The sequence below is a fragment of the Kocuria sp. UBA5001 genome (assembly GCF_002398425.1).
GTDB lineage: Bacteria > Actinomycetota > Actinomycetes > Actinomycetales > Micrococcaceae > Kocuria > Kocuria salsicia.
Window position 1 is genome coordinate 99886 of the sequence record NZ_DGYR01000013.1, and the last position, 17204, is coordinate 117089.

Sequence of the window (17204 nt, forward strand, 5' to 3'; positions counted from 1 at the left end):
GCCGGGGCGCCCGCCCGCTACTTTTTGACCCGCTCCCACACCAGTGCGGCGGTGGCCTCCGCGATGGCCCGCTCCTCGTCCGTGGCCACCACGAGGACCTCGATCGCGGAGGTCTCCGCGCTGATGCGGGCCACGTCCCCCTGCGGGTCCTCGTTGAGCGCGGGGTCCAGGGTGATGCCGAGTGCCCCCAGCTGGTCGCACACCAGGGCCCGGAACTCGGGGGAGTTCTCCCCGATGCCGGCGGTGAAGATCAGCGCCTGCGCCCCGCCGACCGCCACGTGGTACCCGCCCACGTACTTCGCCAGGCGGTAGGCGGCCATGTCCAGTGCGAGCTGCGCCCGCTGGTCCCCGGCGTCGGCCCGCTGCTGCACGGCGCGCATGTCCGAGTCCCCGCAGATGCCCTCCAGGCCGGACTCGTTGTTGAGGACCCGGTTCATCTCCTGTGTGCCCATGGCGGGGTTGCGGTCCATCATGGCGGTGACCACGGAGGGGTCCAGGTCCCCGCTGCGGGTGCCCATGACGAGCCCTGCCAGGGGGGTGTAGCCCATGGAGGTGTCGAACGAGCGCCCGCCGCGGATCGCGGTGGCGGACGCGCCGTTGCCCAGGTGGGCGACCACCGCGTTGAACTGCTCGCGGGGGATGCCCAGGCACTCGCAGGCCTTGCCCGTCACGTAGTCGTGGGAGGTGCCGTGGAAGCCGTAGCGGCGCATGCCGTGCATCTCGTACCAGTCGTCCGGGATGGCGTAGCGCCAGGCCTTCTCGGGCATGGAGCGGTGGAACGCGGTGTCGAACACGCACACCTGGGGCATGCCCGGGTAGGTCTTCTGGATGGCGCGCAGCCCGAGCGCGTGGGCGGGGTTGTGCAGCGGGGCGAGCGGGGCGAGGCGCTCGATCGCGCGGATGATCTCGTTGTTGACCAGCACGGGCGCGGAGAAGCGCTCGCCGCCGTGGACCACGCGGTGCCCGGCGGCGTCGATCGTGCGCCCGCCGAGCTCCTCGTCCAGGCGCCGCGAGAGGATCTCGAGGGCCTGGGTGTGGTCCTGGACGTCCGAGGTGCCGATGTTCTCGATGAGGCCCTTGGTGATGACCTCCCCACCCTCCACGCCGGCGGTGGCCCGGTCCAGGGTCACGTTCTCGTTGATGGCGGGCATCGAGGAGGTGTACGCCTGCGGCTCCTCACCGGCCGTGGTGACCTCGCGGACCTGGTACTTGATGGAGGACGAACCGCAGTTGACGACGAGTACGAGCATGGTGCTGTCCCTTCAGCGGCACGGTGGCCGCGGGTTGTGGCGGAGCCGGTTCGAGTCGGGTGGGGCAGGTGGTACAGGCGGTGCGGTGGGACGACGACGGCGCTCGCGGCGGCGTCGTCGTCCCTCGCGGTCCCTGCCCGCGCCCAGCCTGCCTGGAAAGCTCAGAGCGTCTGCGCCTGGATGGCCGTGATGGCCACCGTGTTGACGATGTCGTCCACGGTGCAGCCGCGGGAGAGGTCGTTCACGGGCTTGCGCAGTCCCTGCAGCACGGGGCCCACGGCCACCGCGCCCGCGGACTGCTGCACGGCCTTGTAGGTGTTGTTGCCGGTGTTCAGGTCCGGGAACACGAACACGGTGGCCTGCCCCGCGACGTGCGAGCCCGGCAGCTTGGACCTGGCTATCGAGGCGTCCACGGCAGCGTCGTACTGGATGGGGCCCTCCACCTCGAAGTCCGGGTTCGCGGCGCGCACGAGCTCGGTGGCCGCGCGCACCCGCTCCACGTCCTCGCCGGAGCCGGAACCGCCGGTGGAGTAGGAGAGCATGGCCACGCGGGGGTCCACGCCGAACTCGCGGGCGGTCTGCGCGGAGGCCAGGGCGATGTCCGCGAGCTGCCGCTCGTCCGGGTTCGGGTTTACAGCGCAGTCGCCGTAGACGAGCACGCGGTCTGCGAGCAGCATGAAGAACACCGAGGAGACGATGTTCACGCCCTCCCGGGTCTTCACAAACTCGAGGGCCGGGCGGATGGTGTTCGCGGTGGTGTGTGCGGCGCCGGAGACCATGCCGTCCACGTCCCCCATCTGGACCATCATGGTGCCGAAGTAGGAGCCGTCCATCATGCGCTCGAGCGCCTGCCCCGTGCTCACGCCCTTGTGGGAGCGCAGCCGCACGTACTCGTCCGCGTACTTCTCGCGCAGGGCGTCGTCGTGCTGGAAGTCCACGAGGTCCAGGCCGTCGGCGTCGAAGTCGAGCTCGATGCCCTCGGACTGCGCGAGCGATCGGACCGTCTCGGGATCGCCCAGCACGGTGAGGTCGCAGAAGTTGCGCCGGTGGATGAGCTCCGCGGCGCGCAGGATGCGGGGGTCGTCGCCCTCGGGCAGCACGATCCGCTTGCGGTCCGCCCGCGCGGACTCCACGAGCTCGTGCAGGAACCGCAGGGGGGTGCGCCGCACGGGCCGCGGCAGGGTGAGCCGCCCCGAGAGCTCGTCGCTGTCCACGTGCTCCGCCCACGCGCCGCGCGCGGCGGCGATCTTGCGGGAGTGCGCGCCGGCCAGGGTGCCGCGCGTGCCGGCCACGGCCTGCGCGGTGGTGAAGGTGTCCCGCTCGGTGGTCAGCACGGGGAACGGAGCCGCGCCCAGCAGCGAGCCCACCGCGCCGGCGGGCCGGAAGCCTCCGGTCAGCAGCATCCCGGCGGGCACCGGCAGCGTGGGCGCCAACGACGACGCCAGGGTTGCCGAGACCACGTCCGTCCGGTCCCCGGGGGTGATCACCAGGTCCCCGTCCGCAATCTGGTCCAGGAAGTTCCCGGCGGTCATCGCGGCCACCTTCACGGCCTTGATGTCGCGGTCCAGGGGCGTGGAGTTGAAGTCCGTGCCGTAGCCCTGGGCATCCACGAGCTCGGCGACGGTGGGGTTCGAGATCGCGGGGATCTCCGGGATCACGTACGCGGGGAGGTTGTGGTTGCCGGGCTTGGCCTCCCGGCGGATCTGCTCCGCCTGCTCCGGGTCCGCGCGGTTGACGATCACGGCGTAGATGTCGCACCCGGCCTGGCGCAGCTCGGTGCGGGTCACGTCGATCGCGTTGAGCACGTCCTTCACACGCCCGGACTCGTGGGCTCCGATCACCGCGGCCACGGAGCAGCCCATGTTGTTGGCCAGGCGGGCGTTGAGGTCGAACTCGGCGGTGACAGCGTTGTGGGCCAGCAGGTCGGTGCCGTCCACGACGATCACATCGCACTCCAGCGCCATCTCGGAGTACACGGCCATGGCGGCGGAGTCGAGGTCGTCGTGCTCACCGGAGGCGAGGATCTCGCGGCAGCGCTCCAGAGACACCGCGCCCCGGCACCGGGAGTCCGGGAGGTCGAAGGTGCGCTTCATGAGCTGCAGGACGGAGTCGTCTTCCGGTGCCGCGCCGTCGAAGACCGGACGAAAGAAACCCAGGGCGTCCGTGCGCTTGAACATGGTGTCCGCGAGGCCCAGTGCCACCAGCGTCTTGCCGCTCCGCGGTGTCATGGCGGAAATGTAGATGCCCTGCGTCATGGAACGTGCTCCCTCGCGATCGGTCGGCTGTGCCTCCAGTCTATGGACCGGGGTGGGGGGGTCGCGCCCGCGCAGTGCCGGTGCCACACTGGTTACATGCTGGTTGCCTTCTCAGTCTCCCCGAGCGGTGGGGACAATCCCGATGCCTCCGTCCACGACGCCGTCGCCGCGGCCGTCCACGTGGTGCGCGAGTCGGGACTGCCCAACCGCACCGACTCCATGTTCACCACCATCGAGGGTGAGTGGGACGAGTGCATGGCGGTGGTCAAGGAGGCCACCGCCGCCGTGGCCGAGTACGGCCCGCGCGTCTCGCTCGTGCTCAAGGCGGACATCCGCCCCGGCCACACCGGTGAGCTCACGGGCAAGCTCGAGCGCCTGGAGTCCGCGCTGCACAGCCACGAACTTGGCCGCTCGAAGGAGCGCCGAGGGATCACCGCAGGGGGTTTCGACGGCGCCGCCGGGCAGGATTCCGACGGCCAGGATTCGGCGGCTCGACGCACTGCAGGCAAGCACGCCGCCGAGCGGAACGAACCGTCCGCGGACGGCCGGCAGTGACCCCTCGCCGCGCTCTGTGAGCAGGAAGGGCCAGAAGAAGAACCGGAAGCAGGCTGCTGAACCCGCGCGGGTGACGTCGTCGGACGCCCCCGGTCTCGTGGAGCGCACCTGGGTCACGGACACCGGCACTGTGGAGCTGCAGCAGGACACGTACGTGCCTGGCGCGTGGGTGCTGCGCGTGAACGGGGTGCCGTCCTCGCACATCGTTCCGGACCACCCGGAGCAGCTGGAGTTCGAGTACATGCGCTGGTTCTCCGCGGTGGCCGAGGAGCACGTCTCTTCCCGCCTGGATCCCACCGCGCTACGCGTGCTGCACCTGGGCGGTGGCGCGTGCTCGATGGCCCGCTACCTCGCGTGGCGCTACCCGCAGGCGCGGCAGGTGGTCGTGGAGCTCGACGCCGCCCTCGCCCGCCTGGTGCGCGAGTGGCTGGACCTGCCCCGCGCGCCCCTGCTGCGGATCCGGGCGGGGGAGGCCCGCGCGGTGACCGAGTCCCTCTCTGAGGGGTCACGGGACCTGGTGATCCGCGATGTCTTCGCCGGTGAGCAGACGCCTGGGCACCTGCGCACACTGGAGTTCGCGCACCACGTGGACCGGGTGATGGCCCCGGCCGGTCTCTACCTGCTCAACGTGGGGGACACCCGCAACCTCAAGGGGACGCGCGCGGAGATCGCGGCGCTGCTGGAGGTCTTCGAGCACGTGGCCGCCGTGGCGGACGCCGCGATGCTCAAGGGCCGCCGCTACGGCAACGTGGTGCTCGCCGCTTCCCACGCACCGCTGCCGCAGGCCGGTTCCGCCGACGCCGCCGCGCTGGCCCGCGAGCTGCTCGTCGGTTCCCTGCCGGCCCAGTACAAGGACACCGCGTGGTGCCGCGAACTGGCCGCCGGCACCCAGCCGTGGCACGACAAGCCGGCGGACCCGGTGCCCGAGGGGCCGGTGGCGGGCGGGGACGACGCCGCGTAGCGCCGTCGTCGTCAGGGAACGGGCGTCAGGCCGCCCAGCCCTCGATGACGCCCACGCCGAAGAACATCACGAAGGCCAGCGCCACCACGTACATCAGCGGGTGGATGTCTTTTGCGCGGCCCTGGACGAGACGGATGAAGACGTAGGAGACGAAGCCCGCGCCGATGCCGTCCGCGATGGAGTAGGTGAACGGCATGACGGCGAAGGTGAGGAAAGAGGGCACGGCCACGCCCCAGTCCTGCCAGTCGATGTCGACGACGTTGCGGGCCATCAGGAAGCCCACGACGACCATGGCGGGGGCCACGGCCTCGAACGGGACCAGGCTGACCAGTGGCGTCAGGAACATCGCAGCCAGGAACAGTGCGCCCGTGACGACGTTCGCGAGACCCGTGCGGGCGCCGTCGGCGATGCCCGTGGAGGACTCCACGAAGATCTGGTTGGAGGACGCGGACCCGGCGCCACCGGCAACGGCACCCAGCGCGTCCACGAGCAGCACACGGTCCACGTGCTCGATCTGGCCGTCCTCGGCCACAAGACCGGCCTGCTGGGAGAGCCCGACCATCGTGCCCATCGCGTCGAAGAACACGGACAGCAGGATGGTGAAGATCAGCAGCAGGCAGGAGATCGCCCCGAGCTGCTGGAACGCCTCCAGGGGCGCCGCCGAGCCGATCAGGGAGAGGTCCGGGAGGCCGAAGAACCCGTCCGGAGTGGCGGGCACCACGAGCGACCAGCCGTGCGGGTTCTCGGTGGAGGATCCCGAGGGTGCCACCGCCTCCAGCACGTGCGCCAGGACGGTGGTGAGCACCACCGAGATCAGGATTCCGCCCTTCACGTTGCGCACCATCAGCGCCACGGTCAGCAGCAGCCCCACCACGAAGGTCAGAGTGGGCCACCCGAAGAGCTGGCCCCCGCTGCCCAGCTGCACGGGCACGGTGGTCCCGGCGGCGTCCGGCATGCGGCGCACGAACCCGGCGTTGACGAAGCCGATCAGGGCGATGAACAGCCCGATGCCCACCACGATGGCCGTCTTCAGCGACGCCGGCACCGCGTTGAACACGGCGGTGCGGAAGCCGGTGAGCACCAGCACCACCATGATCACGCCGGCCCAGATCACCAGGCCCATCACCTCGGGCCACGTGAGCCCTGGGTTGGTGGCGATGGTGACGGCGAGGAACGCGTTTACGCCCAGCCCCGCGGCCATGCCGAACGGGGACCGGGCCCACACGCCCATGACGATGGTCATCACGCCGGCCACCAGGGCCGTCACGGCGGCCACCCGCGCGCCACCCAGGGTGTTGCCCGCCGCGTCCTGGCCGTAGCCGAGTACCAGCGGGTTGAGCACCACGATGTAGCTCATGGCGATGAACGTGGCCACGCCACCGCGGACCTCCCGGCCCACAGTGGAACCGCGCCGGGTGATGGAGAAGAAGCGGTCCAGCCCGCCTCGGGGCTCGCTGCGCTGAGCGGGCGGGGTGGATGACGACATAGGGATCCTCACGGGTGGGCGCGTTCGGGCGCCGAACGGGACGGGTGGGGGATGTTTGTGTAGAAATACTACGACGACGCCGCCCGCGTACCGTGCTGCCCCGCCGGTTCCGCAGGGCGGGGCGCGCATGTGGTGCGGGCGGCCACGCGAGCTCCTCCGCGTGGTTAGGCAAGACTGACCCGCGTTCACTACCGTTGATCCCAGTCCCTGCCAGCACGCGGGATCCGTGTGCGCGTCGAAAGGAGTCACCACCGTGACAACCCCCAGCTCCCGCCCGCTCCGCGTGGCCGTGATCGGTGCAGGCCCCGCCGGCATCTACGCCGCGGACATGATCACCAAGACCGAGGCGGTGCGCGAGGGTGAGCTCGAGGTGAGCGTTGACCTCTTCGACCGCTACCCCACTCCCTTCGGCCTCATCCGCTACGGGGTGGCCCCGGACCACCCCCGCATCAAGGGGATCGTCACCGCGCTGCGCTCGATCCTCAGCCGCGGGGACATCCGTTTCTTCGGCAACGTGGAGTACGGCCGGGACATCACCCTGGGTGAGTTCCTGACCCACTACGATGCCGTCATCTTCGCCACCGGTGCCGTCAACGACGCTCCGCTGGACATCCCCGGCGCGGACCTGGACGGCTCCTACGGCGCCGCCCGCTTCGTCGCCTGGTACGACGGGCACCCGGACTACCCCCGCACCTGGCCTCTGGAGGCCAAGGAGATCGCGGTCATCGGCAACGGCAACGTGGCCCTGGACGTTGCGCGTGTGCTGTCCAAGCACGCCGAGGACATGCTTGTCACCGAGATCCCGGAGAACGTGTACGAGGGGCTGCGGAAGTCCCCGGTCACGGACGTGCACATCTTCGGACGCCGCGGCCCCGCCCAGATCAAGTTCACGCCCCTGGAGCTGCGCGAGCTGGCGAAGTCCCGGGACGTCGACATCGTGGTCTACGACGAGGACTTCGAGTTCGACGAGGCCTCCGAGAAAGCCATGGCGGAGAACAACCAGACCAAGGTCATGATGAAGACCCTGCAGAAGTGGCGCGAGGACGACTCGCCCAAGACGGCCTCCCGCCGGCTGCACCTGCACTTCCTGCAGACCCCGGAGGAGATCCTCGGGGACGAGAACGGCAAGGTGCGGGCCATCCGCATGGAGCGCACCCGCCTCAACGGGGACGCCTCCGTCACGGGCACCGGAGAGTACACGCAGTACCCGGTGCAGGCCGTCTACCACGCGATCGGCTACCTGGGCTCGCCGCTGCCCGAGCTGCCCTTCGACCCCGAGCGCGGGGTGATCCTCAACGAGGAGGGCCGCGTGGTGGACGCCGACGGCGCCCCGCTGCCCGGCGTGTACGCCACCGGCTGGATCAAGCGCGGACCGGTGGGCCTGATCGGTGCCACCAAGTCGGACGCGCTGGAGACCGTGAACCACCTGATCGAGGACCACGCCTCCCTGGCGGACCCCGAGAACCCCGAGCCCGAGGCCGTGGTGGCGCTGCTCAAGGAGAAGGGCGTGCCCTACACCACGTGGGAGGGCTGGCTCACCCTCGACGAGCACGAGCAGGGCCTCGGCCAGGCCTCGCAGGACGCCCAGGGCAACCCGCGCGAGCGCGTGAAGGTCGTGGAGCGGGACGAGATGGTGGCGGTCTCCCGCGGAGCTGTCCAGCAGTAGCGCCCATCGGGTCGTCCTCCCCTCCCCTGCACGCCGTTGGGCCGCCGCCTGCCCAGGCGCGCAGTGGGATCGGGTTGTGTGTCCTTGAGTGACGTGACGCATAGGCCTCAGCTCCCTCAGCCGTAGCGTGGCCTGGACCGGACAGCTACGACAGGAGTGTTTCCCATGGCCCCGATTTCCCTCCACTGGTTCCTCCCCACCGCGTCGGATTCCCGCGGCATTGTGGGCGGAGGCCACGGGGCGAGCATTCAGGCCACGGAGACCCTGCGTGAACCGCGTCTGCCCTATTTGGTGCAGGTGGCGCAGGCGGCGGAATACAACGGTTTCGAATCCGTGCTCTCGCCCACGGGCCTGTGGTGCCAGGACGCCTGGTTGACCACGGCCGCCATCTCCCAGCACACGGAAAGACTCAAGTTCCTCGTGGCGTTGCGTCCCGGAGCCATGTCCCCCACCCTGGCGGCCCAGATGGCGGCCACGTACCAGGACCTCACGGGGGGACGGCTCAACGTCAACGTGGTGGCCGGTGGGGAGTCCACCGAGCAGCGCGCCTTCGGAGACTTCCTGGACAAAGACGGTCGCTACGCTCGGACCGGAGAGTTCCTGGACATCGTGTCCCGCCTGTGGGATCACGAGCCACCCTTCGACTACCGAGGTGAGCACCTCGCCGTGGAGCAGGCCAGGCTGGACTTCCCGCCTGCGCCCCGTCCGCAGGTGTACTTCGGGGGTTCCTCCGCAGCTGCGGCCACCGTGGCTGCGGAACACGCGGATGTCTTCCTCACGTGGGGTGAACCACCGCAACAGGCAAAGGAGAAGATCGACCGGATCCGTGAACTCGCAAGGGCACGCGGACGCAGCGTGCGCTTTGGCATCCGTCTGCACACCATTTCGCGGGAGACGTCGGCTCAGGCATGGGCGGTGGCCGAGGGCATGCTCGCGGGCGTGGACGAACGGATGATCCAGGAGCAGCAGGAAGCGCTGCGCCGTTCAGAGTCCGAGGGGCAGCGCCGGATGCTGGATCTGCACGGTGGTTCCGCAACCAAGTTGCAGGTCCACCCCGGCCTGTGGGCAGGAGTGGGCCTGCTGCGTGGTGGAGCGGGGACGGCCATGGTGGGGTCCCACCGGGAGGTGGCCGACCTCATCGCGGAGTATGTTGCCGCGGGCATCGACGAGTTCGTGCTCTCCGGATACCCGTGCCTCGAGGAGGCCTACTGGTTCGGCGAGGGCGTCCGTCCGCTCCTCCAAGCCGACGGTCTGCTCTGAGCAGTGCAGGCTCCGCGCAGGGGCGGAACGAGCGGGCATCAGAGTCCCAGCAGCCTCCGGAGGTGGGGGTTGAGCAGGGTGCCCTGGGGGTCCATGGCGGCGCGCAGGGTGAGGAACTCGTCCCACTGGGTGTAGAGGGGCGCGAGTTCCTCGGCGGTGCGGGTGTGCAGCGTGCCCCAGTGGGGGCGGCCGCCGTGGTCCACGAGGATCTGCTCGGCGGCGGTGAGGAAGGTCTGGCTGGGGCGCCGGCCGCACTGGCGCAGGTTGATCCACCCCGTGTACCGGCCTCCCGCGGGGGAGAGGTGCCCCTGGTCCGGCGGGGAGCAGCGCACGGTCATGGGGAACGCGAGGTCGTACACGTGCGCGTCCACCAGGGTGCGCAGCTCCCGCACCGCGGAGGCGGTGGCCTCCAGCGGCAGGGCGTACTCGGTGGCCACGTAGCGCACCGGGCGGGCCACCGTGAACACGCGGTAGGACACGTCCGTGTAGCGCCGGGAGCTCTCCGCGAGGGACTCGATCCGGTTGAGCCGGCTCACCGCGCGCGGGATCAGGTTCCCGACGCGGCCCAGCCCGGCGGTCAGGGAGGTGCGCAGGACGGCGTCGTCCGCGCGGCGCAGCGCGCGGGAGATGGGCGAGGCGGGGCGCGTGTAGGTGTCCGGGAGGCGGTGCAGCCGGCTCAGGATGCGGGTGTGGGCCACGGTGGTGCCCGGCATCCACGAGAACTCGAAGTGGTCCGCGCCGGACATCCGCTCCTGCATGGTGTCCAGCAGGGATCCGATCGGCTCGCGGAACTCGGCGCAGTGCAGCCGGAAGGCGTTGACGCACTGGAACGTCACGGAGACCACCACGCCCAGCACGCCCAGGTTCACCCGGGCGGCGTCGAGCAGCTCGGGGCTGTGGGTCTCGGAGCAGGAGATCAGCTCGCCCTCCGGGGTCGCGAGGCTCAGCCCGATCACCTGCCCACCCAGGGACGGCTGGCCCAGCCCGGTGCCGTGGGTGCCCGTGGCCAGCGCCCCGCCCACGCTCATGTGCGAGGAGTCCGGGAGGTTGGCCAGCGCCAGCCCGTGCTGCTCCAGGACCACGTTCAGCTCCTGCAGGGTGGTCCCGGCGAACACGGTGACCTGCTGGCGGTCCTCGTCCACGGACACCAGACCCTTGAGCGCGGAGGTGTCCAGCAGCACGCCCCCGGTGGGGACCAGCGGGGAGCAGCTGTGCCCGGACCCGGCGGGGCGCACCGCCACGCCCTGCGAGGCGGCCTCCTGGAGAACCTCCAGCACCTGGTCCGAGTCCGTGGGGCGCACGGTCACGGCCGGCTCGATGCTGAGGTTGCCGCCCCACGACCGCCACGTGCCGCCCCTGACCTGCGCCGTCATGGTGGGGTGCTCGGATCTTGCGCTCACGGTTCGCCTCCGTTCCGGGGGGTTCGGCCCCTCGATGTCGTCCTCCGGGACGCGCTGCGTGGAGCACGCCCGGGGCGCGTCCATCATCTCACCGCCTCCGCGGTGCGGGGGAGCACGCGACTAGGCTGGAACCAGGACATCCTGCCCAGGGAGGGAGCACCATGAACGCACGTGAGGCCGAGATCGTCGTGGGTGTGGACGGTTCCGAGCAGAGCCTGGCCGCCCTGCACTGGGCCGCCCGGGAGGCCCACCGCCGCGGGGCGCCGCTGCACGTGGTGACCGCCTACTCGGTGCCGATGGTCGGGGGCTCCACCTTCGACGTCGGCTACGCCGCGTTCGACGACGCCGCCATGAACCGCGCCGTGCAGGAGCTCGTGGACGACGCCCGACGCCGCGTGGCAGAGCTGGACGTGGACGTCCGGTCCACGGTCGAGGCCGGGGACCCCTCCGGCGTGCTCGTGGAGCTGAGCAGGGACGCGCAGCTGCTGGTGCTGGGCTCCCGAGGCCGGGGCGGTCTGATCGGACGTCTACTGGGCTCGGTCTCAACGGCCGTTCCCGCGCACGCGCACTGCCCCGTGGGGATCATCCCCCTCCAGTGGGGCACCGAGTACCGGCTCCACGAGAACGTGAGCCGTCACGGAGCTTTCGTGGACGGTGTGACCGTGGGCTCCGACGGCTCCGAGCGGGCCAGTGCCGCCATGCTGTGGGCCGCGGAGGAGGCCGAGCAGCTCGGTGTGCCGCTGACCGTGGTGTGCGCCGCACCCTCCGAGTCCGGGTCCTCGGTGTGGCTGCCCTCCCCGGTGGACTTCGACGACCTCCGCGGACAGGTCCAGAACGCGCTGGACGCCAGTGTCGAGTGGTTGCGCGGGCACTTCCCGGACCTGGAGATCACCGGCGTGCTCGCAGACGGGTCCCCCATCCACGTGCTCGTGGAGCGTTCCGCGCAGAACCAGCTGGTGGTCACCGGAACCCGCGGGCGCGGCGGTTTCACCGGGATGCTGCTGGGCTCCACGTCCCAGGGCGTGCTGCACAACTGCGTGGGCCCGGCCATGATCGTCCCGTGCTTCGAGGACCCCCGGTTGGAGGACCGCCCGGACCTGGGCATCTGAGAGTCGCCGCCGGCCGGGCAGAGAGCCGGCGTGCGCGGCCGTCTCAGGGCCCCGCTGCGGTTTCCGCAGGCTCACGGCCCGTTTGTGAAAGAGGGCACCTTCCCTCTAAGCTACTGACGGTCCATCGTCCGAGGGGTGTCGTGTCACCGCTCGGAGGAGGTTCTGGCCCCCATCGTCTAGCGGCCTAGGACACCGCCCTTTCACGGCGGCGGCACGGGTTCGAATCCCGTTGGGGGTACGTTTTCCCACGGGGCTCCTGCGGGGGCGCCGATTTGCACAGTGAGTCGGTTGTCCTGGTAAGATCTTCTCTCGTTGGAAACAATCAAGGCCCTGTAGCGCAGTTGGTTAGCGCGCCGCCCTGTCACGGCGGAGGTCGCGGGTTCAAGTCCCGTCAGGGTCGCTCAGGCGGCGATGAAAAGGCAACTTTTCGCGCCGTCGCGGCATATCACCGAGGGTTTCACCCCGGCGTGTGCCTGGCTCTGTAGCTCAGTTGGTAGAGCGTACGACTGAAAATCGTAAGGTCACCGGATCGACGCCGGTCGGAGCCACTGAACCCTCGCGTGGCTTCTACACGCGGGGGTTCTTCTCATTCCCGGCCACATCTGCCAGCCACCCCACCCTCAGCCTGCGCGGAGGTTCGCGCCCTAGCGTGTGGTTCACCGGACCCGCCCCGTCGCCGAACCTGGCGGACGCGCATGGGCGGGCTTCTGGGCAGCGGGAACGTGGGAAAGGACCGGGCATGGACCAGCGAGCGCGAGCGCTGTGCGCGGGTGCGGCGGCACTCGTCGTCGCCGCCCTGGTGAGCGGGTGCAGCGTCCACAGGGACCAGGCCACGACCATCGATCTGGTCCCTGCATCCTCCTCGCCCTCTCCCTCCGCCGCGGCGGCGACCCCCCAGGGGCACGCGGACACCACCGCCTGCTTCGACGTGGCCGAGGCCTACAGCGGGCTGGAGCTGCTACCACTCACGGACCAGGACGGCGACGGGGACGACAGGGACGACGACGCCCTCGTCCAGGCTAGAGATTCCCTCACCTCGGCGCGGGCGCACCTCCCGGGGGCCGTGCGCCCGGCGTTCGACGACGTCCAATCCATCCTCGGCGACGCTGGCAACACCCTCCAGCCCCGCGAGGCCGTGCGGCTGCACCGGGCCCTGGAACCCGCGGAGTCATGGCTGCAGGCCAACTGCGCGAGCACGCCGTCCGGCTGAGCCGCGCCCCTGCCCTCCGCTCGCCGCCTTCGAGACGCCGCACCCGGCTTGGGCGCAGGTCTGCCGCGCATGCGAACGGCCGGGCGGAGGGGACACCTCCTGCCCGGCCGTGCGCGCCGCGTCAGCCGCTCAGAGCTTGAGCCACACTGCGCTGTCCACGCTCAGGCGGTCACCCACCACGGCGTCCTGACCGCTCGCGAGCAGCAGCTCGCCGCGGGAGAGCTCCTCGAAGCCCACGGCGGACTCGCCCAGGTTGGCGGCCACCAGGACGTCCCCATCAGCGCGAGGGAGCACGTACGCGAGAACGCCCTGCTCGTCCTCGCTCAGCGGATGCCATGCGAAGCCGGTGGCGCCCAGACCCAGCTCGTGACGCAGCCGCAGGGCCCTCCGGTAGAGGTTCAGGGTGGATTGCGGATCACCGAGCTGGTGGTCCACCGTGATCTCGGCGAAGGACTCCGGCTGGGGCAGCCACGGAGCGGGGCCGAAACCCAGCCCCTCGCCCACGGGAGACCAGGGGAGAGGCACGCGAGCGCCGTCGCGACCCAGCTCCGCGCCCAGGCTGCGGTGGAACGTGGGGTCCTGGCGGGCGTCGTCGGGCAGCTCGGTGTGCTCCGGCAGGCCCAGCTCGTCCCCCTGGTACACGTACGCCGACCCCGGCAGGGACAGCTCCACGAGCGCGGCGGCCCGGGCCCTGCGCAGGCCCTGCCCGTGGTGGGGCTGCTCGTCCTGCGCGCCGATGCCGTTCGGGTACGCGGTGCGCGAGCTCAGGCCGTAGCGGGAGGGGTGACGGACCGTGTCGTGGTTGGACAGCACCCACGTGCACGGCGCACCCACCTCGGCGTTCGCGCGCAGGGAGGTCTCGATGGTGTCCCGCATGCGGTCCCGGTGCCACCCGGCCACCAGGAAGTCGAAGTTGAACGCCTGCTGCGCCTCGTCCTCCCGCACGTAGCGGGCCAGCCGCGACGCCGGGCCCACCCACGCCTCCACCACCAGCATCCGCTCACCCGGGTACTCCTGCAGCACACGGTTCCAGTCCCGGTATATCTCGTGCACACCGTCCTGGTCGAAGTACGGGCCGGTGTCCATGGTCTTGGTGGGGGCGGCCTCCTCGGCGTCGGCTGCGGGGGCGGCGGCGCCCTCGGCGCTTCCGGCCGCGAGGTCACCCTGCTCGACCCCGACCGTCTCAGGGCCGAGCGCCGCGGCATCGTCGTTCCCGGAATCCACGGTCGACGCCGAGGCGACGTCTGTGGGGCGGGTGGCCGCGGCGTCGTCGTCCTCGGCGGCGTCCGTGCCCTCGACCATGTGGACCTGCTCGTCCCAGTCCGGCAGGCCATCCGCCTTGATCATTCCGTGGGCCACATCCACCCGGAAGCCGTCCGCACCGCGGTCCAGCCAGAAGCGCAGGATCGCGCGGAACTCCTCCCAGACCTCCGGGTTCTCCCAGTTCAGGTCCGGCTGCGAAGAGTCGAAGAGGTGCAGGTACCACTGCCCGTCCGGCACGCGGGACCACGCGGCGCCGCCGAAGAGGGACTTCCAGTTGTTGGGCGGCAGCTCGCCGTTCTCGCCGGTGCCCTCGCGGAACATGTAGCGCTCGCGCTCGGGTGAGCCCGGGCCGGCGGCGAGAGCGGCCTGGAACCACTCGTGGTCCTCGGAGGTGTGGTTGGGGACCAGGTCCACGATGATCTTCAGGCCCAGCCGGTGGGCCTCCTCGCGCATGCGGTCGAAGTCCTCGAGGGAGCCGAAGCGCGGATCGACGGTGCGGTAGTCCGCGACGTCGTACCCGGCGTCGTGCTGCGGCGAGAGGTAGAAGGGGGAGAGCCAGACGGCGTCCACGCCCAGGTCCTTGAGGTACGGCAGCTTCTCGGTGACACCGCCGAGGTCACCCATGCCGTCCCCGTTGGAGTCCTTGAAGGAGCGGGGATACACCTGGTAGATGACGGCGTCGCGCCACCACTCGGAACCGGCCGGGGCTGAGAAAACTGTTTGCGAAGAAGACACGTCCCCCAGGCTACGCCGCGGCCCCGCCCACCCTCACGTGCATGTGCTCCGCTGATGCAGATCGAGGGGTCTCAAAGCGCATTTGCTCCGTCAAAGCAGCGGGTGGGGTGCGGGTGGCGGGCGACGGCGGCTGTGGACCACGTCTCCTGTCTCCCCTTGCGAGCATCTACAGTCCGAGCACGGGGCCGTGCCAGCAGCATCTCGTGGGGTTCCCCGTCGAGCGTCATGTGGTCACCACCGCGGAGACGGGCAGCCGGGCCTCGCAATTCGTGAAGAATCCTCAGATCCAGCGCCTCGCGCGGGGGCTCTGGATGCTTCGAAGGGAACCGTTGACGCTTTCTGAGGGGGCGCTGCTGCGGCAGAAGCACCTCGCGGGGCCGGATTCGGGGCCTCTGGTGAGCGGTGTGAGCGCACTCGATCTGATGCGCATGCCGGTGGGCGGAACGGATCCGTGGGTGGAGGTGGCACTCGGACGTGGCCGTTCTGCGAGTGTTCTGACCCGGAGGAGCGCGAACAGCGAGGGGCTCGCGGCGACCGGGCAGCGGGTGGAGCTGCTCTGGACCACACACCGGATCCAGTCCCAGCGGGACAGCGTGCGGATCGCGGAGTCCCGTTGGTTCGCCGCTCTTCCCGGACCGTGGGAAACGCAGATCGTGCATCCGCTGGAGGTCCTGGCGCGCCTGGCAGGACGCGCGTGTGGCGGTGGAGTTCAACGGCGCCGTCCACGCCAGGGAGGTCGCGCAGTACCGTGGCGAGATGCACCGGATCTCGCTGCTGCGGGATGCAGGGTGGGACGTCTCGCTGCTCACCGGGGACGACCTGCGCTCACCAGCCCGCCGGGACACATGGGTGAATCGTGTGCGACGGGGCCTGTCCTGGAGCAGAAGCACCCCAGCCCGTGCGACGCGTCACCCCTCCTCCCCATGTGCCCGCCGCCGGCCTCCTGCAAAAACTGAGCTAATGCCAATTTCCGGGCCGGATTTTGCACTAGGGGAGCAAACGCGGGGGGGGGGGCGACGGCGCCGTCGCCCCCGCCGCGTGTCAGTTCGCCTGCTGCAGGTGGGCCAGCGGAGCCCAGCGCACGAAGATGCGGCGCAGCGCCGCGGTGGCGGAGCCGAAGTCGCCCTCGCGCAGCAGCTCCACGGCGTCGGACACGTCCCGGGGGCTCTCGTCGGGCTGGATCCGGTCCGCCACCGAACCGTAGTCCAGGCAGAGCAGGGAGTCGGGGCTGAACGCATCCAGCCAGCGTCCGAGGCGGGTGAGGTCCTGCGCGAACGCGGCGGCCTGCTGCGCCTCTTCGGGGACGTCTCCGACCTCGTCGGACGGGCCCGCCCCGGAAGGATTCTCACCGGACGGATCCTCCCTGGACAGGTCCTCGCCGGCCGGGCCCCGGGCGGCCCCGGAGGAGCGTGACATCCGCGTGACGGATCGGGCGGCGTCCTCCACGGCCCGGGCGGCCCCAGCCACCCGGGCCGCGGCGGTGTCCGCGGGGACTATCAACCGGTGCACCTCGTGGCCCGAGTGGTGGGAGGACACGTGGTCCTCGGGCTCGAACGCGGCGAACCACGCGAGGGGCACCACGTAGGCGGACTCCCGCGTGTAGACGGGCAGGAACGCCTCACGAGAAGTGGCCTTGGCGGCCGCCTCAACCTGTTTCTCGGGAACGAGCAGGGGGAGCAGCTGGGCGCTGTTCTCGTCCTCGGCGGCGGTGAACAGGCGCAGGGAGCGTCGAAGCCGCTGGGCGGGGTGGAAGACCGGGAAGTCCCCCCCACGGCCCGAGGCCACACGCCGCGCCCCGGCCGGTGCGGTGGAGAACGGCATGGTCCACAGCGGTTCGTGTGCGGGCGGAAGCAGGGGCTGGGTGGTGTCGGCGAGCCGGGCGAGCTGCTCGGAGAACTCGTGCACCCCGGCCGTGAACGGGTCCATGGCGCGGGGGATGCCAGGGGCGTAGGCCGCGTCGAGCTCCTGCTGGGGCACGTAGATCCGCAGGGCGAAGCGGATGGGTGAACCGGTGACGCTGCGGTACGCGCTGCCCACGTTGAGGAGGGGCACGG

General features: G+C 70.7%; 11 protein-coding genes, 3 tRNA genes and 1 pseudogene. 9 read left to right on the forward strand and 6 right to left on the reverse strand.

The genetic code is table 11. From position 1 onward, the window contains the following. Nucleotides 1-17: 17 nt before the first annotated feature. Together B3G12_RS08355 and pta are read right to left on the reverse strand one after the other, a co-directional pair. Nucleotides 18-1250 carry an acetate/propionate family kinase gene (locus B3G12_RS08355; protein ID WP_126874876.1) on the reverse strand — a complete coding sequence of 411 codons (1233 nt, stop codon included), beginning with the start codon at nt 1248-1250 and terminating at the stop codon, nt 18-20. 161 nt (nt 1251-1411) lie between these two features. Continuing rightward, entirely contained in the window at nt 1412-3505 is a 2094-nt protein-coding gene (gene pta / locus B3G12_RS08360) for a phosphate acetyltransferase (protein ID WP_145011846.1), read from the reverse strand. A 96-nt stretch (nt 3506-3601) separates the two neighbouring features. On the opposite strand from pta, the pseudogene B3G12_RS08365 reads away from it, so the two are divergent. Beyond that, nucleotides 3602-3901: pseudogene (locus B3G12_RS08365) on the forward strand (thiamine-binding protein); the annotation flags it as partial. 175 nt (nt 3902-4076) lie between these two features. Further along, a complete protein-coding gene (locus B3G12_RS08370) occupies nt 4077-5021 on the forward strand; it encodes a spermidine synthase (RefSeq protein ID WP_145011847.1) in 945 nt (314 codons plus the stop codon). A gap of 25 nt (nt 5022-5046) precedes the next feature. Here the strand turns inward: B3G12_RS08370 and B3G12_RS08375 are convergent, their stop codons facing one another. After that, entirely contained in the window at nt 5047-6507 is a 1461-nt protein-coding gene (locus B3G12_RS08375) for an NCS2 family permease (RefSeq protein ID WP_186366770.1), read from the reverse strand. A 226-nt stretch (nt 6508-6733) separates the two neighbouring features. On the opposite strand from B3G12_RS08375, the gene B3G12_RS08380 reads away from it, so the two are divergent. Then, a complete protein-coding gene (locus B3G12_RS08380) occupies nt 6734-8173 on the forward strand; it encodes an FAD-dependent oxidoreductase (protein ID WP_414672744.1) in 1440 nt (479 codons plus the stop codon). Nucleotides 8174-8338: 165 nt separating this feature from the next. Continuing rightward, nucleotides 8339-9433 carry an LLM class flavin-dependent oxidoreductase gene (locus tag B3G12_RS08385; protein WP_290499887.1) on the forward strand — a complete coding sequence of 365 codons (1095 nt, stop codon included), beginning with the start codon at nt 8339-8341 and terminating at the stop codon, nt 9431-9433. Between the two features lie 38 nt (nt 9434-9471). On the opposite strand, the gene B3G12_RS08390 is transcribed toward B3G12_RS08385, so the two are convergent. Further along, on the reverse strand, nt 9472-10833 hold the full coding sequence (locus B3G12_RS08390; protein WP_290499888.1) for a D-arabinono-1,4-lactone oxidase: 1362 nt from the start codon (nt 10831-10833) through the stop codon (nt 9472-9474). 161 nt (nt 10834-10994) lie between these two features. Between B3G12_RS08390 and B3G12_RS08395 the strand changes: the two genes are divergently transcribed. The 5 genes from B3G12_RS08395 to B3G12_RS08415 all read left to right on the forward strand — a co-directional run bounded on the left by B3G12_RS08395 (nt 10995) and on the right by B3G12_RS08415 (nt 13152). Continuing rightward, on the forward strand, nt 10995-11942 hold the full coding sequence (locus B3G12_RS08395) for a universal stress protein (RefSeq protein ID WP_290499889.1): 948 nt from the start codon (nt 10995-10997) through the stop codon (nt 11940-11942). Nucleotides 11943-12107: 165 nt separating this feature from the next. After that, nucleotides 12108-12180, forward strand: a tRNA-Glu gene (locus B3G12_RS08400). Nucleotides 12181-12268: 88 nt separating this feature from the next. Further along, nucleotides 12269-12342 (forward strand) — tRNA-Asp (locus tag B3G12_RS08405). Between the two features lie 75 nt (nt 12343-12417). After that, a tRNA-Phe gene (locus tag B3G12_RS08410) sits at nt 12418-12490 on the forward strand. A 191-nt stretch (nt 12491-12681) separates the two neighbouring features. Beyond that, a complete protein-coding gene (locus tag B3G12_RS08415) occupies nt 12682-13152 on the forward strand; it encodes a hypothetical protein (protein WP_290499890.1) in 471 nt (156 codons plus the stop codon). 129 nt (nt 13153-13281) lie between these two features. On the opposite strand, the gene B3G12_RS08420 is transcribed toward B3G12_RS08415, so the two are convergent. Next, on the reverse strand, nt 13282-15150 hold the full coding sequence (locus tag B3G12_RS08420; protein WP_290499891.1) for a glycoside hydrolase family 13 protein: 1869 nt from the start codon (nt 15148-15150) through the stop codon (nt 13282-13284). 1041 nt (nt 15151-16191) lie between these two features. Continuing rightward, nucleotides 16192-17202, reverse strand: coding sequence for a hypothetical protein (locus B3G12_RS08425; RefSeq protein WP_290499892.1), 1011 nt, complete (start codon nt 17200-17202; stop codon nt 16192-16194). Nucleotides 17203-17204: the final 2 nt, after the last annotated feature.

Bases quoted from the DNA above. Each gene is read 5' to 3' on its own strand.
- B3G12_RS08355 (WP_126874876.1), bottom strand. From the start codon at position 1,250: ATGCTCGTACTCGTCGTCAACTGCGGTTCGTCCTCCATCAAGTACCAG.
- pta (WP_145011846.1), bottom strand. From the start codon at position 3,505: ATGACGCAGGGCATCTACATTTCCGCCATGACACCGCGGAGCGGCAAG.
- B3G12_RS08375 (WP_186366770.1), bottom strand. From the start codon at position 6,507: ATGTCGTCATCCACCCCGCCCGCTCAGCGCAGCGAGCCCCGAGGCGGG.
- B3G12_RS08385 (WP_290499887.1), top strand. From the start codon at position 8,339: ATGGCCCCGATTTCCCTCCACTGGTTCCTCCCCACCGCGTCGGATTCC.
- B3G12_RS08395 (WP_290499889.1), top strand. From the start codon at position 10,995: ATGAACGCACGTGAGGCCGAGATCGTCGTGGGTGTGGACGGTTCCGAG.
- B3G12_RS08415 (WP_290499890.1), top strand. From the start codon at position 12,682: ATGGACCAGCGAGCGCGAGCGCTGTGCGCGGGTGCGGCGGCACTCGTC.